Raw genomic sequence first — 21,942 nt, forward strand, 5'->3', positions numbered from 1 at the left:
ATAATTGTTGAGGGGCATCTTTGTTATTGAAGGTGTTCCACAAAACAGGGAAATAAAGAGCATGAATGGTCAGAATATCCGCATTCGCTTGAAGGCATTTGATCACCGGATTCTTGATGCATCAACACGTGAGATTGTGTCGACAGCCAAGCGTACTGGCGCTAATGTCCGTGGTCCCATTCCGCTTCCTACGCGGATTGAGAAGTTTACGGTCAATCGTGGTCCGCACATTGATAAGAAGAGTCGTGAGCAGTTTGAGATGCGTACGCATAAGCGTCTTCTTGATATTGTTGACCCAACGCCGCAAACAGTAGATGCACTTATGAAGCTTGATCTTTCTGCTGGTGTGGATGTTGAAATTAAGCTCTGAGGTTTGAGGACAGAAGGAACAAACCCGATGCGTTCAGGTGTAATAGCACAGAAGTTGGGCATGACCCGTATTTATAATGACGCTGGTGAGCATGTGCCGGTAACAGTACTTCGTTTGGAGAATTGTCAGGTTATTGCTCAGCGTACAGTTGAGAAGAACGGTTATACTGCTGTTCAATTAGGTGTAGGTTTTGCGAAGATTAAAAATACTTCGCGAGCTCTTCGCGGGCATTTTGCTAAGGCTTCGATCGAGCCAAAAGCTAAGGTAGTAGAATTCCGTGTTAGTTCCGATAATTTGCTTGATGTTGGTACTGAGATTACAGTGGAGCATTTTGTTCCTGGACAGCGTGTTGATGTAACGGGTACTAGTATTGGTAAAGGTTTTGCTGGTGTTATGAAACGACATAATTTTGGTGGGCATCGCGCTTCGCATGGTAATTCGATTACACATCGCGCTCATGGCTCGACGGGACAATGTCAAGACCCAGGTAAAGTATTTAAAGGGAAAAAAATGGCTGGCCATATGGGGCAGGTGCGTGTAACAACACAAAATATAGAAGTTGTTTCTACGGATGTTGATCGTGGTTTGATTTTGGTTCGTGGGTCTGTTTCGGGCTCTAAAGGTGCTTGGATTTTGGTGCGGGATGCTATAAAGAAGCGACTTCCAGATAATGCGCCAAGACCTGCTGGAGTTCGTCAGCCTGTGAATGCGAAAGTAGAAATAGCTGAGCCGGTGACAGAAGCTTCTGAAGCTGAGAGGGTTGAGTAATGGATCTTATAATTAAAACCCTTGACGGCGATGAGGCCGGTAAATTAAAAGTTTCTGACAATGTTTTTGGTCTTATTCCTCGTGAGGATATCTTGCAGCGTGTTGTTCGCTGGCAGCTTGCTTGTCGTCAACAGGGAACTCACCAGTCGCAGGGGCGTTCTGATGTGTCTCGGACGGGAGCTAAAATGTTTAAGCAGAAGGGGACAGGGCGTGCTCGACATTCATCGGCTCGTGCGCCACAGTTTCGTGGCGGTGGTAAAGCACATGGTCCAGTGATGCGTAGTCATGCGCATAGTCTTCCTAAAAAGGTTCGTGCACTTGGATTACGTCTTGCTTTGTCGGTAAAGCTAAAAACGAATAACTTGATTGTAGTTGACGAATTGAGTATTCCAAATGCTAAAACTAAGGTGCTTTTTGCAAGATTTTCTAAGCTAGGTTTGGATAATGCTTTGTTGATTGGTGGTAAAGAGATTGATATGAATTTCTCTCGTGCGGCATCGAATATTCCTAATATTGATGTCTTGCCGGTTCAGGGGATTAATGTTTATGATATTCTGCGTCGCAGCAAGCTTGTTTTGTCGAAAGCAGCTGTTGAGGTGCTTGAGGAGTGTTTCAAATGACGAACCTTTACCATTATGATGTAATTGTTAGTCCAGTTATTACTGAAAAATCGACTATGATTTCTGAGTATAATCAAGTTGCTTTTAATGTTGCGCTAAAAGCAACAAAACCTGAAATTAAAGCTGCTGTTGAAGCACTTTTTAGTGTTCAGGTCGAGGCGGTTAACACCGTAGTCCGTAAGGGTAAAGTTAAGAGATTTAAAGGCATTGTTGGTCGGCAGAGTGATGTCAAAAAAGCGATCGTGACGTTGGCTAAGGGTCAGTCAATTGACGTTTCGACAGGTCTTTAAGAGGCTCGGAGATAAGAATAATGGCACTTAAGCACTTTAATCCGACTACATCTGGGCAGCGACAGCTTGTTATTGTGGATCGTTCTGGCCTTTATAAAGGTAAGCCTATAAAAGTATTGAGCGAGGGTTTGTCGTCAAAGGGTGGGCGTAATAATCGTGGTCGAGTTACTGCTCGTTTTCAGGGTGGTGGTCATAAACGTAGTTATAGGTTTGTTGATTTTAAACGCCTTAAGCGCGGTATATCTGCGAAGGTTGAGCGTTTAGAATATGATCCAAATCGTACTGCTTTTATTGCATTAATTCGTTATGAAGATGGGCAATTGAGTTATATTCTTGCGCCACAGCGTATTGATATAGGTGATTCTATAATTGCTGGTTTGAATGTTGATGTTAAGCCAGGTAATGCAATGCCTCTTGCTAATATGCCGGTTGGTACAATTATCCACAATGTTGAGATGAAGCCCGGAAAAGGTGGGCAGATTGCTCGATCAGCAGGAACTTATGCGCAATTGGTTGGAAGAGATCAGGGGATGGCGATCCTTCGTCTTAATTCTGGTGAGCAGCGTTTGGTTCCTAGTGCTTGCTTTGCGACTGTAGGTGCAGTTTCAAATCCTGATCATAGTAATATTAATGATGGTAAGGCAGGTCGTTCGCGTTGGCGTGGTAAGCGTCCACATGTTCGTGGTGTTGCTATGAATCCGGTTGATCATCCACATGGTGGTGGTGAGGGTCGCACGTCGGGTGGTCGTCATCCTGTGTCTCCTTGGGGCAAGCCTACGAAAGGTAAGCGTACGCGCTCCAATAAGGCGACTGATAGTTTTATTATGCGTTCGCGTCATCAACGCAAAAAGTAAGAGAGGTAGTCTGAGGTGGTTCGTTCAGTTTGGAAAGGTCCGTTTGTTGACGGCTATCTTCTTGGTAAAGCAGAGAAGGTACGTGCAGGTGGGCGTAATGAGGTTATTAAAATGTGGAGTCGTCGCTCTACTATTTTGCCGCAGTTTGTTGGTTTAACTTTTGGTGTTTACAACGGTAGTAAGCATATACCTGTTTCTGTTTCTGAAGAAATGGTTGGACATAAATTTGGTGAGTTCGCTCCTACTCGGACTTATTATGGACATGGTGCAGACAAGAAGGCGAAGAGGAAATAGGTATGGGCAAGGCTAAGGTTCTGCGCCAGCTTAAGGATAATGAGGCAAGGGCTGTTTCCCGGACAATCCGCGTTAGTCCGCAAAAGCTTAATTTGGTTGCTGCGATGATTCGTGGTAAAAAGGTTAATATGGCACTAGCTGATTTAACGTTTTCACGTAAACGCATTGCTATGACTGTTAAAAAAACACTTGAATCAGCAATTGCAAATGCAGAGAATAATCATAATCTTGATGTTGATTCGTTGATTGTTGCGGAGGCCTATGTTGGTAAGTCGATGGTTATGAAACGTTTTCATGTTCGCGGCCGGGGACGTGCTAGTCGAATTGAGCGTCCATTTTCGCATCTTACTGTTATTGTTCGTGAAGTTACTGGAAAATAGGAGTCTGTATAATGGGCCAGAAGATCAATCCAATAGGGCTTCGTCTTGGTATTAATCGGACTTGGGATTCACGATGGTATGCTGATGTTGGTGAATACGGGCGTCTTCTTCATGAGGATTTAAGGATTCGCTTGTATATGCTCGGAGAGCTGAAACAAGCTGCTATTTCTAAGGTTATTATTGAGCGTCCTCATAAGAAGTGTCGTGTCACAATTCATGCTGCGCGTCCGGGTATTATTATTGGTAAAAAGGGTTCTGATATTGAAAAGCTTCGTCGTAAGCTTTCAGAAATGACAAATGCTGAGACTTCGTTGAATATCGTTGAAATTCGTAAGCCAGAGATTGATGCAATTATTATTGCACAGTCAATTGCTCAGCAACTTGAGCGTCGAGTTGCTTTTCGGCGTGCAATGAAACGTGCAGTTCAGTCCGCTATGCGTCTTGGTGCGGAAGGTATTCGTATCAATTGTTCTGGTCGTCTTGGTGGTGCTGAAATTGCTCGGATGGAATGGTATCGTGAAGGTCGTGTTCCTCTTCATACTTTGCGTGCTGATGTTGATTATGGTACAGCAGAAGCTAAGACTGCTTATGGTATTTGTGGTGTTAAAGTTTGGGTCTTTAAAGGTGAAATTCTTGAGCATGATCCAATGGCCTCGGAGCGTCGTGCTGCGGAGAGTGATCATTCAGCTTCTTCATCGAGCCGTCGCCGCGAAAGTATTTAGTTTTCGTGGTTAAATTCAGATTTGGAGTAAAGAGCAATGTTACAGCCAAAGCGCACAAAGTTCCGTAAGCAGTTCAAGGGTCGTATTCATGGATTTTCGAAAGGTGGTACGAGTTTGAATTTCGGTGCTTACGGTTTAAAGGCTGTTGAGCCTGAGCGTGTTACTGCGCGCCAAATTGAAGCGGCGCGACGCGCAATTACACGTTACATGAGGCGTTCTGGTCGAGTGTGGATTCGTATTTTTCCGGATCTTCCGGTTACGTCTAAGCCGACTGAAGTTCGTATGGGTAAAGGTAAAGGAAGTGTCGATTATTGGGCGGTGCGTGTGGCACCTGGGCGTGTTATGTTCGAGCTTGATGGAATTCCTGAAGATGTGGCAAGGGAAGCGCTGAGGTTGGGTGCTGCAAAACTTCCTATTAAGACACGTTTTGTGCAGCGTATTGCTGAGTAAAGAGGTAATTAATGAAAGCCACGGAACTACGAGCGCAGACGCTCGATCAAATGAAAGATGAGTTGGTCAAGTTAAAGAAAGAGCAGTTTAATCTGCGTTTTCAGAAGGCTACTGGCCAGTTGGAAAAGACTGCACGTGTTAAGCGTGTTCGTCGCGAGATTGCGCGTGTTAAGACTTTTCTTCGTCAGAAAATAAATGAAAGCAAGGCTTTAAGGAAGTGAAAGATGCCTAAACGCATTTTGCAAGGTGTTGTCGTTAGCGACAAGAATGATAAGACTGTGGTTGTAAAGGTGGAGCGTCGTTATTCTCATTCGCTACTCCAGAAGACGGTTCGTCAGTCTAAAAAGTACAAGGCGCATGACGAAAATAATCAGTTTAAAATTGGAGATCAGGTTTTTATTGAGGAATCTAAGCCGATTTCGAAAGATAAGCGTTGGATTGTTGTTAAAGACAGTGTAACGTAATTAACTAGGCTTGTTGTTTTAAAACTTAATATTGTTTTTTATTGGTAAGTTTGAAGGCAATAGCTTCCTCGTTTTTTGACAGGTAAGCTTATATGTGTCGAAGGCACAGATAATAGATGTAAGCATTAAGAAAAAGGTGGCCAGTCATGATTCAGATGCAAACAAATCTCGACGTTGCGGATAATTCTGGAGCACGTCGTGTCATGTGCATCAAGGTGTTGGGCGGTTCAAAGCGCAAATATGCTTCGGTTGGTGACGTTATTGTTGTTTCAATCAAGGATGCTATTCCGCGTGGCCGTGTTAAAAAAGGTGATGTGATGAAGGCTGTGGTGGTTCGTACTGCCAAGGATATTCGTCGTGCAGATGGTAGTGTCATTCGTTTTGATAGAAATGCTGCTGTTTTAGTGGATAATAAGAGAGAGCCGATCGGTACGCGTATCTTCGGACCGGTTCCCCGAGAGCTTCGTGGTAGGAATCATATGAAGATCATCTCGCTCGCTCCTGAAGTATTATAAGGAGTGGATATTGTGCAGAAAATTCGAAAAGGTGATAAAGTTGTAGTTTTATCTGGTAAGGATAAAGGGTGTAGCGGTGAGGTTTTTAAGGTTAATCCGCAAAAGAATAGTGCTCTTGTTCGTGGAGTTAACATGATTAAACGTCATCAACGTCAAACGCAAAAGCAAGAATCTGGGATTATTTCTAAAGAAGCGCCGATTCATTTGTCTAATTTGGGGATTGTTGATCCTAAAGATGGTAAACCTACGCGTGTAGGTTTTCGTGTGAATGCAGATGGTAATAAAGTTCGTTTTGCCAAGCGTTCGGGAGAATTGATTAATGGCTGAGGAAAAACAAAAGCCACGCATGAAGACGCATTATCTTGAAGTAGTTCGTAAGTTGCTTCAGGAGAAGTTCGGTTATAGAAATGATATGCAGATTCCGCGTGTTGATAAAATTGTAATTAATATGGGGATCGGTGAAGCGACAGCTGATTCCAAAAAGCCACTTGTTGCAGCTGAGGATTTGGCGTTAATATCTGGTCAAAAAGCAGTTGTTACTTATGCGCGTAATTCTATTGCAACTTTTAAAGTTCGTGAGGGTATGCCGCTTGGGGCGAAGGTTACATTACGTAGAGATCGTATGTTTGAATTCTTGGATCGTCTTGTTACAATTGCTCTTCCACGGGTTAGAGATTTTCGAGGACTGAATCCGAAAAGTTTTGATGGTCGTGGTAATTTTGCTATGGGTATTAAGGAGCACATTGTGTTTCCAGAAATTAACTATGATAAAGTTGATCAGATTTGGGGTATGGATATCATCGTTTGTACGACAGCAAAGACGGATGATGAAGCACGTGAGTTATTGCGTGCTTTTAATTTTCCGTTTCGCTTGTAACGGCAATCGTAGCGAGGTAATATTATGGCCAAAGTGAGCGCTGTTGAGAAAAATAAACGTCGTGAGGTGATGGTAAAGCGTTTTGCCATGCGTCGCGCGCGTCTAAAAGCGGTAATAATGGATCAGAACGTTTCATTAGAAGAACGTTTTAAAGCTTCTATCCAGTTGGCGGGGTTGCCGCGTAATTCTGCAAAAGTTCGTGTTCGTAACCGTTGCGAAGTATCGGGTCGTCCACGAGCTTATTATCGTAAATTGAGAATGTCGCGAATTGCGTTGCGTGAACTTGGTTCTCTGGGGCGCATTCCCGGTGTTATTAAATCTAGTTGGTAAGAGGAGATTATTAGATGTCTATGTCAGATCCTCTTGGTGATATGTTGACGCGGATTCGTAATGCGATTTATCGTAAAAAAAGTAAAGTAGTTACGCCTGCTTCTAAGATTCGTGCGCGAGTTCTTGATGTTCTTCAATCAGAAGGTTATATTCGTGGCTATAATGAGCTTGATTGTGGTGATGGGAAATCATCAATTGAAATTGAGTTAAAATATTTTGAAGGTTCAGCTGTTATCCGTGGGATTTCGCGAGTTTCAAAGCCTGGTCGTCGCGTATATGTTTCTGCTAAGTCTATTCCTCAGGTGGCGAACGGTCTTGGTGTTTCGATTTTGTCTACTTCTAAGGGGGTGATGGCAGATCATGAAGCGCGTGAGCAAAATGTTGGTGGAGAACTTCTCTGTCGTATTTTCTGATCAATTTTAAGAAATTGATTGTAAGAAAACACAAGAAAAACAGGTTAGAACAATGTCTCGTATTGGAAAAAAAAGCATTTCTGTTCCTTCGGGAGTTACTGCGGTTGTCGAAGGCCAGATAGTTAAGGCAAAGGGTCCAAAAGGTGAGCTGAGCTACGTCGTTAATGATGAAGTTTTGATCAAGTTTGAGGAAAATGTTATATCGGTTGTGCCGCGTGATCAGTCAAAGGATGCTCGTTCTAAGTGGGGTATGTCTCGTTCTATGATTGAGAATATATTTTGTGGTGTGAAGAATGGTTTTGAAAAGCGGCTTGAAATTAATGGGGTTGGTTATCGTGCTGCTTTGCAAGGTAGGGATTTGCAGTTGTCGTTAGGTTTTTCTCATGATGTGATTTATAAAGTGCCTTTTGGCGTTACTGTGACTGTTCCTAAGCCGACGGAGATTATTGTTTCTGGAATTGATAAGCAGCAAGTTGGGCAAGTTGCAGCAGAAATTCGTGAATATCGTGGACCTGAGCCTTATAAGGGTAAAGGTGTTAAGTATGCAGATGAGCTTATCGTTCGTAAAGAAGGTAAAAAGAAGTAAGGATTTTGCGTCATGGTTTCATCTAAGAAAATTGTCCAGCGACGTGCACAACGTGTTCGTCGTCAAATTAAAATGGTCTCTAATGGTCGTCCCCGATTGAGTGTTTATCGTTCAAATCAGAATATTTATGCTCAGATTATCGATGATTTACGTGGATATACGCTCGCTTCTGCATCTACTCTTGAAAGTGAATTGAAAAAAACTTTAAAAAGCGGTTCTAATAAAGAAGCTGCTTTTGCTGTAGGTAAATTGGTTGCTGAGCGTGCGAAAAAAGCTGGTGTTCGTGAAGTTGTTTTTGATCGTGGTGCGTATGTTTACCATGGTAGAATAAAGGCTTTGGCTGAAGCTGCTCGTGAGGGTGGTTTGAGTTTTTAAAGTTTCTTTGTTTAGAAGTTTTGTAAGGGGTATTTAGGGTGTTTCGTGTAAGTTCCTTTATCTTAATGTGGGGACTTTATTAGCGTGCTTCCGGAAAAGAAAAAGGAATAAGGAATGGCACAGAAAGAGCGTAGTGATCGTGATGATCGTCGTGATGAACGTGATAGTGAATTTGTTGATAAACTTGTTCATATTAATCGTGTTGCTAAGGTTGTAAAGGGTGGTCGGCGTTTTGGTTTTGCTGCTCTTGTAGTTGTTGGAGATCAAAAAGGGCGAGTTGGTTTTGGTCATGGTAAGGCACGTGAAGTACCTGAAGCGATCCGTAAAGCTACAGAATCTGCAAAACGTGAGATGATTTATGTTCCGCTTCGGTCTGGGCGTACATTGCATCATGATGTTGAAGGTCGTCACGGTGCTGGCCGTGTGTTGATGCGTTCTGCTGCAGCTGGTACTGGTATTATTGCTGGTGGTCCAATGCGTGCTATCTTTGAAACTCTTGGTATGCAAGATGTTGTTGCAAAATCATTAGGTTCATCGAATCCCTATAATATGGTGCGTGCAGCTTTTGATGCATTAAAACGTCAGGTGCATCCTAAGGATATTGCTGTGCAACGTGGTGTTAAATATTCTACTTTGCAGGCACGTCGTCAGCATATAGTTGGTTTAGAAAAATAAATTCCGAGGTTTATCGGAACAGGAATTAACAAATGGTTCAGAAAAAATCTCAGATTGGCAAGACTGTGACAGTAGAGCAAATTGGAAGTCCGATTCGAAGAGATCGGATTCAACGTGCGACTTTGAAAGGTCTTGGATTGAATAAAATGCATCGTCGTCGTACTTTAGAGGACACACTTTGTGTGCGGGGTATGATTGCTAAGGTTCGGCATCTTGTCCAAGTTGTAGATGAAGGTTGAAAGTCGCAGGAGTGTAGAATATGAAACTCAATGAGCTGCGTGATCGTGAAGGCGCAAAAAAGAGTTGTAAGCGCATTGGGCGTGGTATTGGCTCTGGTACTGGTAAAACTGGTGGTTGTGGTGTTAAAGGGCAAAAATCACGTTCTGGTGTTGCTCTTAATGGTTTTGAAGGTGGGCAGATGCCTGTTTATCGCCGCTTACCAAAGCGTGGGTTTAAGAGTTTGTTTGCTAAGGTTTACAATGAGGTTTCGCTCGGTCGTGTTCAGCTGGCGGTTGATGCAGGTAAGTTGAATGGTGATAAGCCAGTTGATGTTGTTGCACTAAAAGAGGCTGGTGTTATTCGTCGTGTAAAAGATGGTGTTCGTCTTCTTTCTGATGGTGAATTGAGAGCTGGGATTACATTTAATGTTTCTGGTGCCTCTAAAGCAGCTTGTGTTAAGATTGAAAAGGCTGGTGGTAAGATTAATCTTTCCGAATCTGGTCAGTGAATTATTTTAGTGTAAATTGCGAGTGAAGTAAGATATTACTGTTTCTCGTTTGAGTTGTTGTTTTTTAAGCAGAATTTAAGTTTTTTATTCATTTGTATGTGACAATATAGATTTATGGTTATGCTTCTGTGATTAAGGGTTGAGGTATAGACTGGAGAGGCTTTATGGCATCAGCGGCAGAGCAACTTGCTTCCAATATGAATTTCGGCGCTTTTTCGCGTGCGACTGAATTAAAAAAACGCATTTGGTTTACTCTAGCTGCGCTTCTTGTATATCGTTTTGGTACTTATATTTCTTTGCCTGGTATTGATATTGATGCTTTACGGCGGACGTTTGAGCATCATGAATCTGGTGTATTGGGATTGTTTAATATGTTTGCTGGGGGTGCAGTCGGGCGTATGGCTATTTTCGCGTTAGGAATTATGCCGTATATATCAGCATCAATTATTGTGCAGTTGCTAACCTCAGTTATTCCTTCATTAGAGTCTCTGAAAAAGGATGGCGAATTAGGTCGTAAGATCATAAATCAATATACTCGTTACGTAACAGTAATACTCGCAATTCTGCAAGCTTTTGGTATTGCAGTTGCGCTTGAAACCGGTATAGGAGCAGGGCTTCAAATTGTTATAGAACCAGGTGTGGTGTTCCGTATTTCTTCTGTTATTACGCTGGTCGGTGGAACTATGTTTTTAATGTGGCTCGGCGAGCAGATTACATCACGCGGTGTTGGTAATGGAGTTTCTCTCATTATTTTTGTTGGTATTGTAGCTAATTTTCCTTCCACTTTTGCTCAACTTTTAACAGCCCATAGTCAGGCTGATTTATCGACATTTTTATTAATAGCGATTGTTCTTATTGTTATTTCTGTTATTGGGGGCATTGTTTTTGTAGAGCGCGCGCAGCGGCGAATCTTGATTCAATATCCAAAACGTCAGGTTGGTAATCAGATGTTTCAAGGTGATATGTCGCATCTTCCTTTAAAATTAAATACAGCCGGCGTTATTCCTCCAATTTTTGCTTCATCTTTATTATTGTTGCCTGCAACTATTAATAATTTTTCTGACAAGATGCCGCACTGGGTCCAGGCTATTTCTTATTCCCTTAGTCATGGACAGCCACTCTATATGATTATTTATGCTGCTTTGATGGCATTTTTTTGCTTTTTTTATACGGCTATTGTGTTTAATCCGAATGATACTGCGGATCAATTGAAGAAGCATTCTGGTTTTGTTCCAGGGATTCGTCCGGGTGAGCGTACGGCTGAATATATTGATTATGTTTTGACGCGTATTACTGTCGTAGGTGCGATTTATATTATTATTGTTTGTTTGTTGCCTGAGTTTATGATATCTGCTTTACATATTCCTTTTTACCTTGGTGGCACGTCTTTATTGATTGTTGTTACTGTTACGCTTGATACTGTTGCTCAGATTCAGGGGCATCTTGTTGCTCACCAATATGAAGGGTTGATTAAAAAGTCAAAACTTCGCGGAGGAAAGAGAAACAGATGAGGGTTATTCTTTTAGGGCCTCCTGGAGCTGGTAAAGGTACACAGGCACGGTTTCTGACTGAGAAATATAACATTCCTCACTTGTCTACAGGTGATATGCTGCGTGAGGTTATTATAAAAGAAACAGAGGTTGGCAAAAAAGCTAAAGCCATTATAGAAGCTGGTTCTTTAGTGTCTGATGACATCGTTAATCAGATTGTCTCTGATCGTATTGATGAAAGTGATTGCACGAATGGCTTTATATTGGATGGCTATCCGCGTACAGTAGGGCAAGCAAAAGCATTGCAACAAATTTTGCAGTCAAAAAACATGCAACTTGATGCAGTTATAGAATTTGTTGTTGATGAAAATGCATTACTTGAGCGAATGAAAGAACGAGTTAAGAAAACAATAACTGCCGGTGGACAGGTTCGTGCAGATGATAAGCCTGATGTTTTTGCAAAACGATTAGTCGAATATAATGAAAAAACGGTTCCTTTATCAGAATTTTATTTAAAAAAGGGGCTGTTGAAAACGATTGATGGTATGGCTGATGTTTCTGAAGTTTCGTGCGCAATTAGAGAAATTCTTAAATGAGAAAATTTTTTAGAAATAAATGAAAAGAGTTGACTTTTTTAGCAAAATACATCAGAAACTGCTGTAGTTTATTATTGATAGAATAACGGGATTCGGAGCATATTTGGGCCGGAGCAATTTTTTCTTTAGGGTGCTTTGAGTGCTGTAGGGTTAGTTATTAACATTAACAAGGAGAACGGGTGTGGCTCGTATCGCTGGGGTTAATATCCCAACTGGTAAGCGTGTGATTATTGCGCTTCAATATATTCACGGGATTGGAGAAAAAGTTGCTCAAGAAATTGTCGAGAAAGTCGGTATTCCTTCTGAGCGCCGTGTGCATGAGCTTTCAGACGCGGAGGTGTTACAGATTCGTGAGGTGATAGATAGAGATTATCAAGTTGAAGGGGATCTTCGCCGTGAAGTCGCGATGAATATTAAACGTTTGATGGATCTTGGCTGTTATCGTGGATTGCGTCATCGTCGTTCTTTGCCTGTTCGTGGGCAGCGCACGCATACAAATGCGCGTACGCGTAAAGGGCCTGCTAAGGCAATTGCTGGGAAGAAGAAATAATAACATTTTTGAGAATTTTTTTTGGCGTCTGTTTCTTGTATTGTTTAAAATGAGGACAGAAATTGGTGGAGCTGCTGATGTTACGGCGGTGAGGAGATCATTGAAAGGAAAGTTATGGCCAAAGAGGGTACACGTGTTCGTCGTCGCGAGCGTAAGAATATTTCATCAGGTGTTGTGCATATCAATTCAACGTTTAATAATACAATGATTACCATTACTGATGCTCAGGGAAATACAATAGCATGGTCGTCTGCTGGAGCTCAGGGGTTTAAAGGATCACGTAAGTCTACGCCTTTTGCAGCGCAGGTTGCTGCGGAGGATTGTGCTAAAAAAGCGCAAGAGCATGGAATGCGTTCGTTGGAGGTTGAGGTTTGTGGACCTGGAGCAGGTCGTGAATCTGCTTTGCGTGCGTTACAATCTGTTGGTTTTGTGATTACTTCTATTCGTGATGTGACGCCGATCCCGCATAATGGATGTCGTCCACGGAAGAGGCGGCGTGTTTAATTGGGTGTTGTTTTTCGTTGTCGGGGGTTTCTCCGATGTTCGCACTAGCCGTTGCGGTTGAATGGTAGCGGAACTAATAGAACAGGAATAAAAATATGATCCAGAAAAACTGGCAGGAGTTAATTAAGCCCAGTAAAGTTGATTTTTATGTGCATAGTGATCCAAATGTTTTGAGTGTGGTCGCAGAGCCTTTAGAGCGTGGTTTTGGTTTAACGTTAGGGAATGCGCTTCGCCGCGTGTTATTGTCCTCTCTTCGTGGTGCTGCTGTTACCGCTGTGCAGATTGATGGAGTATTGCACGAATTTTCATCGATCCCAGGTGTGCGTGAGGACGTTACGGATATTATTTTGAATATCAAGGAAATTGCTATTCGCATGGAAGAGGAAGGCCCCAAGCGTGTTGTTATTTGTAAAGAAGGTCCTGGTGTTGTTAGGGCAGGAGATATAAATACTGTTGGGGATATGGAAATCCTTAATCCAGAACATATTATTTGTACGCTTGATGAAGATGCGGAAATTCGCATGGAATTTGTTGTCAATACAGGAAAAGGTTATGTTCCTTCTGATCGTAATTGTATTGATGATGCACCAATTGGCCTTATCCCTGTTGATAGTCTTTATTCACCAGTTCGTAAAGTGTCTTATAAAGTAGAGAATACACGTGAAGGGCAAGTTCTCGATTACGATAAGCTGACGCTAACGATCGAAACTAATGGAGCTGTTAACGGTGAAGATGCTGTTGCTTTTGCAGCGCGTATTATTCAGGATCAATTATCGGTGTTTGTTAATTTTGAGGAGCCACAAAAGGAAATTGATGAAGAGCCTGCTTCTGAGCTTGCTTTCAGTCCTGCACTCCTTAAGAAAGTGGATGAATTGGAGCTTTCAGTTCGTTCGGCGAATTGTCTTAAAAACGATAATATTGTTTACATTGGTGATCTTATTCAAAAAACAGAATCTGAAATGCTTCGGACGCCAAATTTTGGACGGAAGTCATTAAATGAGATCAAAGAAGTTCTTGCTTGCATGGGGCTTCATCTCGGTATGGAAATTTCTGCGTGGCCGCCTGAAAACATTGATGATCTTGCTAAACGTTATGAAGATCAGTATTAAATTAAGATTTAAGGAGAAGTTTCATGCGCCATCATAAATCGGGTCGCAAACTGAACCGAACTGCTAGTCATCGGAAAGCGATGTTTGCGAATGTAGCAGCTTCGCTAATTGAGCATGAACAGGTTGTGACGACTCTTCCAAAGGCTAAAGAAATTCGTCCTATAGTTGAAAAATTGGTGACGCTTGGTAAACGTGGAGATTTGCATGCCCGTCGGCAAGCAATTGCAGCTATTCGTGATGTAAGAAATGTTGCAAAATTATTTGACACAATTGCACCGCGTTATGCATCACGCAACGGTGGCTATTTGCGCATTATGAAAGCAGGATTTCGTACGGGTGATAATGCTCCTATGGCTGTCATAGAATTTGTTGATCGTGATGCCAGTGCAAAGGGTGCTGTAGATCGTGCACGTATGGAGTCTATGGTAAATGAAAAGGAAGCTTCTTCATAATTTTTTTGTGTTGAACTTTAAGAACCGTCTTTTGAAGGCGGTTTTTTTTGTTAGTATTTTGAAATAGATTTTACTCAACATAGATGAATGAAAAAGCGGAAACTATGCAAGTATTGCGTTATTGTTTTTTATAATTTTTGTCATTTATATAGAGTTTATTAGCTTACGAGTGTGCGGAATTTTTTTGTATTATTAAAGAGCTGGTCTTGAGTTTAATAAAGGAGCTGAGATGAAGCATTCTATTTTAGTAAGTTTTTTTTTGTAATTATAGCGCAAATATCGTTTCATCATGCAAATGCTCAAGTTCCTGAAACTCAGTCAGAAATCACTTTATCATTTGCTCCTTTAGTTAAAAAGGCCGTTTCGTCTGTTGTAAATATTTATGCAGCTCGGCAAATTAAAGTGCGTTCTCCTTTTGAGGGTGATCCATTTTTTGAGCAATTTTTTAGTCGTTATCAAAATAACCGTTTACATAGGCAATCGTCATTGGGATCAGGGGTGATTGTTGATGAGCGTGGTTTGATCGTTACAAATTACCATGTCATTAAAGATGCTGACGAAATTAAGATTGCTCTTTCGGATGGACGGGAATTTTCCAGTTCAGTTATGTTAAAAGATGAAGCAACTGATATTGCAGTACTGCAAATTGATTCAAAAGATGCGCGCTTTCCTATTCTTTCCTTGGGAAATTCTGATGCAGTTGAGGTTGGTGATCTTGTCCTTGCAATTGGAAATCCTTTTGGTGTTGGTCAAACGGTTACAAGTGGAATTGTTTCAGCGCAAGCGCGTACGCGTGTAGGTATTTCTGATTTTGATTTTTTTATTCAAACGGATGCGGCCATCAATCCGGGTAATTCTGGTGGTGCTTTAATTGATATGAAAGGTCAATTAATCGGAATTAATACAGCTATCTATTCCCGTACAGGTGGTTCTGTAGGGATTGGTTTTGCTATTCCAGTAAATTTGATTAAAGTAGTGCTTGATACAGTTAAACGTGGTAGAAAGTTTTTGGTGCCACCTTATATTGGTGCCTCTTTTCAAAGTATTACACCTGACATTGCAAGTGGTTTGGGTTTAGAATATTCTTATGGTGTTCTGATTGTTGAGATTATCAAAGGCAGCCCTGCTGAAAAAGCTGGTTTGAAAGTGGGTGATGTTATTTTGAGTGTGCAAGGTGTACGGGTTGATAGCCCAGATAGTCTAGGATATCGTTTGATGACAACAGGCATTGGGAACAGCTTTATTGTGGAATATTTGCGGGAAGGAAAAAACTTAAAAACAGAAATAACTGCGTTATCAGAGCCGGAATCTATGTTTTTAAAATCTGAAAAGATTGTTGGTGAGAGCCCTCTTTCTGGTGCTGAAGTGTTGGATTTGACGCCTCAAAATAGTCAGCTATTTCGTCTTCCTGCAAGTGCCAAAGGTGTTGTAGTTGCTAATCTTGATAAGACAAGTAATGCGGCTAAAATTTTTCGTTCAGGAGATATTTTACGAACTGTCAATGGTTATACAATTCAAACTGTAAGTCAGTTAAAAAAAGTGCTTATGCAAAGTCGTTCGCATATTTGGCAACTGGAGTATGAACGCAATGGTATGCATGTTCGTCAATTTGTTCGCTGAGGATCCTTTTTGAATAAAGATTTTTTTACTTCGCCTTTTGATTTTCGTGTTAATCAAAATCGACCTCTTGCAGAAAGAATGCGTCCTCACTCTCTGAGTGAAGTAACAGGGCAAAGTCATTTGATTGGAGTGGAAGGGGTGCTTTCACGTATGGTGCTAGCGGGTTCGTTTAGTTCGATGATTTTCTGGGGGCCTCCAGGAACAGGGAAAACAACAGTTGCACGTTTGTTAGCACTTGAAACAAATTTGGCATTTGAACAAGTTTCTGCTATTTTTACTGGGGTTGCAGAGCTGAGGAAGATTTTTGAAGTAGCTCAGTCTCGTTTTATGTCTGGCTGTAAAACACTTTTGTTTGTTGATGAAATTCACCGCTTTAATCGTGCTCAGCAAGATAGTTTTCTTCCTTTCATGGAAGATGGTACTGTGATTCTTATAGGTGCAACAACGGAGAATCCTTCATTTGAGCTTAATGCTGCTCTTCTTTCCCGCGCGCGTGTTTTGACATTTCGTCCACATGACAATGAAAGTTTGGATGTGCTTTTGAAGCGCGCTGAAGATGTGGAAGGGAGATCTCTTCCTTTAGATCATCATGCCAGAGATGTTTTGATAAGGATATCTGATGGTGATGCACGAATGGCATTGACATTGGCAGAAGAAATTTGGTGTGTTGCACGGCCAGAAGAGGTATTTAATGCTGAAGCTTTACAAGAAATTGTTCAGCGTCGCGCTCCAATTTATGACAAAGGACAGGATGGTCACTATAATTTGATTTCAGCATTGCATAAATCGGTTCGTGGATCTGATCCTGATGCTGCTCTTTATTATCTCGCACGTATGTTGGATGCAGGTGAAGATCCTTTATATATTGGGCGAAGATTGGTGCGTATGGCTGTTGAAGATGTTGGTTTAGCGGATCCACAAGCTCTCGTTATTTGTAATGCGGCAAAGGATGCTTATAATTATCTAGGATCTCCTGAGGGAGAACTGGCTTTGGCACAAGCGTGTCTTTATATTGCTACTGCACCAAAATCAAATGCAACTTACCTTGCTTATAAGGCGGCAATGCATTGTGCACGTAAAAATGGCTCTTTACCTCCTCCTAAGCATATCCTTAATGCGCCTACAAATTTTATGAGAGATGAGGGGTATGGAGAGGGTTATCGTTATGATCATGATGAACCGGATGCTTTTTCAGGGCAAGAATATTTTCCTGAAAGGCTTGGGCGTCAGGTTTATTATCAACCACAAGAACGTGGTTTTGAACGTGAAATTGTGAAACGTCTTGAGTGGTGGAAGAAGTTAAGACAAAAGCGAGGGAATCCAAAAAAAGATCTCTGTTAATTTTTTATTTTGTTTTGATAGATTGTATTTCAGTCATGTTATTATAATTTTCTGATACGTGTTATTTTTGTGCATTGAGAAGTTTTTTTGGCTTATTGTACAATGAAAGGATCATATATATGTGCGAATTAAGTTTCGAGGAATGTTGGGTGCGCTGTGATTCGCGTATTTATTGAATCTTAGTATTTGAATAAGATGTTTCTGTAGGATAATAGAACTCATGGTAAAAATTGATTTGGCTGTAGTAGATAGTTTCAATAAGCACGAACAGAGAAATATGAAAAAATAAATGCTGCGATCATTTTTATAAACTGATCATTATGTTATAGAAGAGAGTGTAAAAAAGAAACTTATTTTGAATATTGTGCTATTATACACTCCGTTCGTGATTTTCTTCCTTATGAAAAGTGTTAATTATTTCATATATTTGATGATTTGGCTAAGATATAATTGATGCAATATAAGAAGAATAATGAAATAGTCTGTGAAAATCTAAACTCGAGTCTTTAACTAAGTTAAGATAACAGTGTATATTAAATCAAGAAGTTGTTACGATTCGTTAAGGATATAATGGTGGACAAAACAAAAGCTCTAGATGCTGCTCTATCACAGATTGAACGTTCTTTTGGTAAAGGCTCAATTATGCGTCTTGGGCAAAAAGAGCAAGTTGTCGAAATTGAAACAGTCTCAACAGGATCATTGTCTTTAGATATTGCTTTGGGTGTCGGTGGGTTACCAAAAGGTCGTATTATTGAGATTTATGGACCAGAAAGTTCTGGTAAAACAACTTTAGCTCTTCATTCTATTGCTGAAGCACAGAAAAATGGTGGAGTTTGTGCCTTTATAGATGCAGAGCATGCTCTAGACCCTATTTATGCACGTAAGCTTGGTGTTGATTTAGAGAATTTGTTTGTTTCTCAGCCAGATACTGGTGAACAAGCTTTGGAAATTACAGAAACGCTGGTTCGTTCTGGTGCAGTTGATGTGCTCGTTATTGATTCAGTAGCAGCCTTGACACCTCGTGCGGAAATTGATGGTGAAATGAGCGATGCTTTGCCGGGATTACAAGCTCGTTTGATGAGTAAGGCCTTAAGAAAACTAACGGCATCCATTTTTCGCTCTAATTGCATGGTTATCTTTATCAATCAAATTCGTATGAAAATTGGTGTGATGTTTGGTTCTCCTGAAACGACAACAGGTGGCAATGCCTTAAAGTTTTATGCTTCTGTTCGTTTGGATATTCGTCGTATTGGATCAATTAAAGATCGGGATGTGGTGATTGGTAATCAGACACGTGTTAAAGTGGTAAAGAATAAATTAGCACCTCCATTCAAGCAAGTTGAGTTTGATATTATTTATGGTGAGGGTATTTCCAAATTAGGAGAATTGATTGATTTAGGTGTTAAAGTTGGTATCGTTGAGAAATCGGGTGCGTGGTTTTCTTATAATTCTCAGCGTTTAGGGCAGGGGCGTGAAAATGCAAAGCAATTTTTACGTGAACGTACAGAAATAGCGGCTGAGATCGAAACGGCTTTGCGTCAAAATGCTGGTTTACTTGCAATTGAGTTGTTAGAGAATGCGGGATCAGAGCATAGAGAAGACGATGAGTCGATTTAATAAACTGTTTGTTTAAATGCGATTCCTTTATTGAAATTTCTTTCTATTTTTTTGAGAGTTTTTAAGTATAAAATCACTTATTTTTCAATCTTTTCAAAAAATATTCTTATTTTGATTAAATGACTCTAAGAGTGGCAAAGAGGGTGTTTAATTATAAAGGGTTTTCTTTGCGGTTGTGTATTGTACTCTGTCAGGTGTTGCTATGAATAGCGTTAATAATATCCGGTCAACTTTTCTGGATTATTTCCATCAAAATGGACATGAAATTATTTCTTCCAGTCCACTTGTTCCACGCAACGATCCTACATTGATGTTTACCAATGCAGGGATGGTGCAGTTTAAAAATGTTTTTACTGGGCTTGAGCCGCATTCTTATAACCGAGCAACAACTGCGCAAAAATGTGTGCGTGCAGGTGGAAAGCATAATGATCTTGATAATGTTGGTTATACGGCACGCCATCATACATTTTTTGAAATGCTTGGTAATTTTTCTTTTAGCGATTATTTCAAAGAAGAAGCGATTTTTTTTGCATGGAATCTTCTAACGAAAGAATTTTGTCTTTCGAAAGATAAATTGTTGGTTACAGTTTATCATGATGATGATGTGGCTGCTGAATTATGGCGTAAAATTTCAGGTCTTTCGGACGAAAGAATTATTCGTATTACGACGACTGATAATTTTTGGTCAATGGGAGATACAGGGCCTTGTGGGCCTTGTTCAGAGATTTTTTATGATCATGGCGATGAAATCTGGGGCGGTCCCCCCGGAAGTGCTGATGAAGACGGTGACCGCTTTATTGAAATTTGGAATCTCGTCTTTATGCAGTATGAGCAGGTGAGCAAAGAAAAGCGGATTGAATTGCCTCATCCTTCTATTGATACAGGTATGGGGTTAGAGCGGATTGCTGCTGTTTTGCAAGGTGTTCATGATAATTATGATATTGATCTTTTTCGTGCATTAATACACGCATCGCAAGACATAACAGGAGTTGAAGCGATTGGTGATTTTGTTGTGAGCCATCGTGTTATTGCTGATCATTTGCGTTCCTCTGCATTTTTGATTGCTGATGGAGTTTTGCCTTCCAATGAAGGTCGAGGGTATGTTTTACGCCGTATTATGCGTCGTGCTATGCGCCATGCTCATTTGCTTGGTGCTGATGATGAGTTGTTAATGTGGCGTCTTGTTCCTGCTTTGATACGCGAAATGGGACAAGCTTATCCTGAATTGGTGCGTGCTGAATCATTGATCTCAGAAATCTTGAAATTGGAGGAAACACGTTTTCGTAAAACTCTTGAACGTGGCCTTGGATTATTGAATGAAGCAAGTATTCATCTTAAAAATGGTGATCGTTTTAATGGTGAGGTTGCCTTTAAACTTTATGATACATATGGTTTTCCACTTGATTTGACGCAAGATGCTCTTCGGCGGCGTGGAATATCTGTTGATATTGATGCTTTTGATAAAGCGATGGAACGTCAGAAAGCAGAGGCGCGTGCTAATTGGGCTGGATCTGGTGAAGCTATAACGGATGCTGTCTGGTTTGCTGTTCGCGATCAAGTGGGCGCTACAGAATTTTTAGGTTATGAAACAGAAAAAGCCGAAGGCATTATTACAGCTCTTGTATGTGATGGTAAAATTGTTGACCATCTTTCTTTAGGGCAAAAAGCTATATTGGTTGTTAATCAAACGCCTTTTTATGGTGAATCTGGTGGGCAGATTGGTGATAGCGGTATAATTTCTGGTGAGAATTTTATTTTTGAGGTGCATGATACCCAAAAAAGGGGAGATGGTGTCTTTATTCATATTGGTGAAGTTAAAAAGGGTCAGGCAAAGACAAGAGATTGCGTAGAATTAGTGGTTGATTCTGTTCGTCGTAAGAAAATTCGTGCTAACCATTCTGCTACTCATTTGTTACATAAAGCTTTACGTCAAATATTGGGATCTCATGTAACGCAAAAGGGCTCTTTTGTATCACCTGACCGGTTGCGTTTTGATTTTTCTCATCCAAAATCAATCTCGTCAGAAGAACTGCAAAAAATAGAAGATTTAGCAAATGACATCGTGCTGCAAAATAGCGAAGTAACAACGCGCCTTATGGCGGTAGATAACGCAATTTCAGAAGGGGCAATAGCACTATTTGGTGAAAAATATGGTGATGAAGTTCGTGTTGTTTCTATGGGAAAGGTGAACGAGCAGGCAGGATCAAAAAATTGTTGGTCAATAGAACTTTGTGGAGGTACTCACGTACAGAGAACAGGTGATATCGGTTTGATTCATATTGTTTCTGAAAGTTCTGTAGCTGCTGGAGTTCGTCGTATTGAAGCATTAACGGCTACAGCTGCACGTTTCTACCTTAATCGTCAAGATAAGTGCATTCATAAAATTGCTGGTCTTTTAAAAACTTCTCCTTCGGCTGTACAAGAACGTGTTCAGCTGTTGCTTGATAATCATCGTAAACTTGAAAAAGAATTGTATGACGAACGTAAGAAAATTGCTCTTAATGGTGTGGCTGTAAAGGACAGTAAAGTAGATATTGAAACAATTAATGGCATCTCTTTTATGGGGCGTGTTGTTAAGGCTATTCCTCCGCGGGATCTTAAAGCATTGGTCGATTCCGGAAAGCAACAAATCGGGTCTGGTGTTGTAGCTTTTATCAGTATTTCAGAGGATGGTAAGGGAAGTGCTGTTGTTGGTGTGACGAATGATTTAGTTGCTAAGCTCAATGCTATTGACTTGGTACGTGTTGTGTCTGGTGTTTTGGGTGGTCAAGGCGGTGGTGGGCGTCCTGATATGGCGCAAGCTGGTGGATCTGATGGGAACAAAGCTGGTGAAGCTATTACGGCATTAAAAGCTTTTCTTGAAGGATAATCCCTGATTTTATTGTATGTTTTAGCTTATTAAGGGAAAAAATTATTCGATTCAGGTGAAGAGCTCAAAAAGCATTGATTTTGC

Annotated in this window: 31 protein-coding genes; all 31 read left to right on the plus strand. The window is 40.9% G+C overall.

Going from position 1 to position 21,942, the window contains the following annotated elements; all coding sequences use genetic code 11:
• The first annotated feature begins 61 nt into the window (after positions 1 to 61).
• The 31 genes from rpsJ (at position 62) to alaS (ending at position 21,858) form a co-directional block, all read left to right on the plus strand.
• Positions 62 to 370, plus strand: a complete 309-nt coding sequence (rpsJ, locus tag NPX98_RS05570; protein WP_007477064.1) for a 30S ribosomal protein S10 — start codon at positions 62 to 64, stop codon at positions 368 to 370.
• 27 nt (positions 371 to 397) lie between these two features.
• Complete coding sequence (gene rplC / locus NPX98_RS05575; RefSeq protein WP_269023170.1) at positions 398 to 1,138, plus strand: 50S ribosomal protein L3; 741 nt, start codon at positions 398 to 400, stop codon at positions 1,136 to 1,138.
• Positions 1,138 to 1,758 (plus strand): 50S ribosomal protein L4, encoded by a 621-nt coding sequence (gene rplD / locus NPX98_RS05580; RefSeq protein ID WP_269023171.1) that lies wholly within the window; start codon positions 1,138 to 1,140, stop codon positions 1,756 to 1,758. The genes rplC and rplD overlap by 1 nt, the downstream gene beginning before the upstream one ends.
• Positions 1,755 to 2,048 carry a 50S ribosomal protein L23 gene (locus NPX98_RS05585; RefSeq protein WP_269023172.1) on the plus strand — a complete coding sequence of 98 codons (294 nt, stop codon included), beginning with the start codon at positions 1,755 to 1,757 and terminating at the stop codon, positions 2,046 to 2,048. Before rplD ends, NPX98_RS05585 begins: the two co-directional genes overlap by 4 nt.
• A gap of 20 nt (positions 2,049 to 2,068) precedes the next feature.
• A complete protein-coding gene (gene rplB, locus NPX98_RS05590) occupies positions 2,069 to 2,902 on the plus strand; it encodes a 50S ribosomal protein L2 (RefSeq protein ID WP_269023173.1) in 834 nt (277 codons plus the stop codon).
• 15 nt (positions 2,903 to 2,917) lie between these two features.
• Positions 2,918 to 3,196: a 30S ribosomal protein S19 gene (gene rpsS / locus NPX98_RS05595; RefSeq protein WP_269023174.1), complete on the plus strand. Its 279-nt coding sequence runs from the start codon at positions 2,918 to 2,920 to the stop codon at positions 3,194 to 3,196.
• 2 nt (positions 3,197 to 3,198) lie between these two features.
• Positions 3,199 to 3,576, plus strand: a complete 378-nt coding sequence (gene rplV / locus NPX98_RS05600) for a 50S ribosomal protein L22 (protein ID WP_269023175.1) — start codon at positions 3,199 to 3,201, stop codon at positions 3,574 to 3,576.
• A gap of 11 nt (positions 3,577 to 3,587) precedes the next feature.
• A complete protein-coding gene (rpsC, locus tag NPX98_RS05605; RefSeq protein WP_269023176.1) occupies positions 3,588 to 4,298 on the plus strand; it encodes a 30S ribosomal protein S3 in 711 nt (236 codons plus the stop codon).
• Between the two features lie 36 nt (positions 4,299 to 4,334).
• Complete coding sequence (rplP, locus tag NPX98_RS05610; RefSeq protein WP_269023177.1) at positions 4,335 to 4,748, plus strand: 50S ribosomal protein L16; 414 nt, start codon at positions 4,335 to 4,337, stop codon at positions 4,746 to 4,748.
• An 11-nt stretch (positions 4,749 to 4,759) separates the two neighbouring features.
• Positions 4,760 to 4,969 carry a 50S ribosomal protein L29 gene (gene rpmC, locus NPX98_RS05615; protein ID WP_269023178.1) on the plus strand — a complete coding sequence of 70 codons (210 nt, stop codon included), beginning with the start codon at positions 4,760 to 4,762 and terminating at the stop codon, positions 4,967 to 4,969.
• A gap of 3 nt (positions 4,970 to 4,972) precedes the next feature.
• The gene (gene rpsQ / locus NPX98_RS05620) at positions 4,973 to 5,212 is read left to right on the plus strand and encodes a 30S ribosomal protein S17 (protein ID WP_269023179.1); all 240 of its coding nucleotides are present in this window, start codon (positions 4,973 to 4,975) and stop codon (positions 5,210 to 5,212) included.
• 146 nt (positions 5,213 to 5,358) lie between these two features.
• Positions 5,359 to 5,727: a 50S ribosomal protein L14 gene (gene rplN / locus NPX98_RS05625; RefSeq protein ID WP_269023180.1), complete on the plus strand. Its 369-nt coding sequence runs from the start codon at positions 5,359 to 5,361 to the stop codon at positions 5,725 to 5,727.
• Positions 5,728 to 5,739: 12 nt separating this feature from the next.
• Complete coding sequence (rplX, locus tag NPX98_RS05630) at positions 5,740 to 6,054, plus strand: 50S ribosomal protein L24 (protein ID WP_269023181.1); 315 nt, start codon at positions 5,740 to 5,742, stop codon at positions 6,052 to 6,054.
• Positions 6,047 to 6,604 carry a 50S ribosomal protein L5 gene (rplE, locus tag NPX98_RS05635; protein ID WP_269023182.1) on the plus strand — a complete coding sequence of 186 codons (558 nt, stop codon included), beginning with the start codon at positions 6,047 to 6,049 and terminating at the stop codon, positions 6,602 to 6,604. The genes rplX and rplE overlap by 8 nt, the downstream gene beginning before the upstream one ends.
• A 24-nt stretch (positions 6,605 to 6,628) precedes the next feature.
• Positions 6,629 to 6,934 (plus strand): 30S ribosomal protein S14, encoded by a 306-nt coding sequence (gene rpsN / locus NPX98_RS05640; RefSeq protein ID WP_269023183.1) that lies wholly within the window; start codon positions 6,629 to 6,631, stop codon positions 6,932 to 6,934.
• A 14-nt stretch (positions 6,935 to 6,948) separates the two neighbouring features.
• Positions 6,949 to 7,347 carry a 30S ribosomal protein S8 gene (gene rpsH / locus NPX98_RS05645; protein ID WP_269023184.1) on the plus strand — a complete coding sequence of 133 codons (399 nt, stop codon included), beginning with the start codon at positions 6,949 to 6,951 and terminating at the stop codon, positions 7,345 to 7,347.
• Positions 7,348 to 7,399: 52 nt separating this feature from the next.
• Positions 7,400 to 7,933: a 50S ribosomal protein L6 gene (gene rplF, locus NPX98_RS05650; protein WP_269023185.1), complete on the plus strand. Its 534-nt coding sequence runs from the start codon at positions 7,400 to 7,402 to the stop codon at positions 7,931 to 7,933.
• Positions 7,934 to 7,945: 12 nt separating this feature from the next.
• Positions 7,946 to 8,308, plus strand: coding sequence for a 50S ribosomal protein L18 (rplR, locus tag NPX98_RS05655; protein ID WP_269023186.1), 363 nt, complete (start codon positions 7,946 to 7,948; stop codon positions 8,306 to 8,308).
• Positions 8,309 to 8,422: 114 nt separating this feature from the next.
• Entirely contained in the window at positions 8,423 to 8,983 is a 561-nt protein-coding gene (gene rpsE, locus NPX98_RS05660; RefSeq protein WP_269023187.1) for a 30S ribosomal protein S5, read from the plus strand.
• A gap of 32 nt (positions 8,984 to 9,015) precedes the next feature.
• Entirely contained in the window at positions 9,016 to 9,222 is a 207-nt protein-coding gene (rpmD, locus tag NPX98_RS05665) for a 50S ribosomal protein L30 (RefSeq protein WP_269023188.1), read from the plus strand.
• A 20-nt stretch (positions 9,223 to 9,242) separates the two neighbouring features.
• Positions 9,243 to 9,710 (plus strand): 50S ribosomal protein L15, encoded by a 468-nt coding sequence (gene rplO / locus NPX98_RS05670; RefSeq protein WP_269023189.1) that lies wholly within the window; start codon positions 9,243 to 9,245, stop codon positions 9,708 to 9,710.
• A 164-nt stretch (positions 9,711 to 9,874) separates the two neighbouring features.
• On the plus strand, positions 9,875 to 11,221 hold the full coding sequence (secY, locus tag NPX98_RS05675; RefSeq protein WP_269023190.1) for a preprotein translocase subunit SecY: 1,347 nt from the start codon (positions 9,875 to 9,877) through the stop codon (positions 11,219 to 11,221).
• Positions 11,218 to 11,796 carry an adenylate kinase gene (locus NPX98_RS05680; protein ID WP_269023191.1) on the plus strand — a complete coding sequence of 193 codons (579 nt, stop codon included), beginning with the start codon at positions 11,218 to 11,220 and terminating at the stop codon, positions 11,794 to 11,796. Before secY ends, NPX98_RS05680 begins: the two co-directional genes overlap by 4 nt.
• A 181-nt stretch (positions 11,797 to 11,977) precedes the next feature.
• Complete coding sequence (gene rpsM / locus NPX98_RS05685; protein ID WP_269023192.1) at positions 11,978 to 12,346, plus strand: 30S ribosomal protein S13; 369 nt, start codon at positions 11,978 to 11,980, stop codon at positions 12,344 to 12,346.
• Positions 12,347 to 12,460: 114 nt separating this feature from the next.
• On the plus strand, positions 12,461 to 12,850 hold the full coding sequence (gene rpsK / locus NPX98_RS05690; RefSeq protein WP_269023193.1) for a 30S ribosomal protein S11: 390 nt from the start codon (positions 12,461 to 12,463) through the stop codon (positions 12,848 to 12,850).
• Positions 12,851 to 12,945: 95 nt separating this feature from the next.
• On the plus strand, positions 12,946 to 13,959 hold the full coding sequence (locus NPX98_RS05695) for a DNA-directed RNA polymerase subunit alpha (protein ID WP_269023194.1): 1,014 nt from the start codon (positions 12,946 to 12,948) through the stop codon (positions 13,957 to 13,959).
• 23 nt (positions 13,960 to 13,982) lie between these two features.
• Positions 13,983 to 14,411: a 50S ribosomal protein L17 gene (gene rplQ / locus NPX98_RS05700; protein ID WP_269023195.1), complete on the plus strand. Its 429-nt coding sequence runs from the start codon at positions 13,983 to 13,985 to the stop codon at positions 14,409 to 14,411.
• A gap of 264 nt (positions 14,412 to 14,675) precedes the next feature.
• Entirely contained in the window at positions 14,676 to 16,031 is a 1,356-nt protein-coding gene (locus NPX98_RS05705) for a DegQ family serine endoprotease (protein WP_329957910.1), read from the plus strand.
• A 9-nt stretch (positions 16,032 to 16,040) separates the two neighbouring features.
• The gene (locus NPX98_RS05710) at positions 16,041 to 17,372 is read left to right on the plus strand and encodes a replication-associated recombination protein A (protein ID WP_269023196.1); all 1,332 of its coding nucleotides are present in this window, start codon (positions 16,041 to 16,043) and stop codon (positions 17,370 to 17,372) included.
• 573 nt (positions 17,373 to 17,945) lie between these two features.
• Entirely contained in the window at positions 17,946 to 18,989 is a 1,044-nt protein-coding gene (gene recA, locus NPX98_RS05715; protein ID WP_269023252.1) for a recombinase RecA, read from the plus strand.
• 202 nt (positions 18,990 to 19,191) lie between these two features.
• Complete coding sequence (gene alaS / locus NPX98_RS05720; RefSeq protein ID WP_269023197.1) at positions 19,192 to 21,858, plus strand: alanine--tRNA ligase; 2,667 nt, start codon at positions 19,192 to 19,194, stop codon at positions 21,856 to 21,858.
• Positions 21,859 to 21,942 lie beyond the last annotated feature (84 nt).

The sequence above is a fragment of the Bartonella sp. A05 genome (genome assembly GCF_026930145.1).
In the GTDB taxonomy this organism is placed as follows: Bacteria; Pseudomonadota; Alphaproteobacteria; order Rhizobiales; family Rhizobiaceae; genus Bartonella.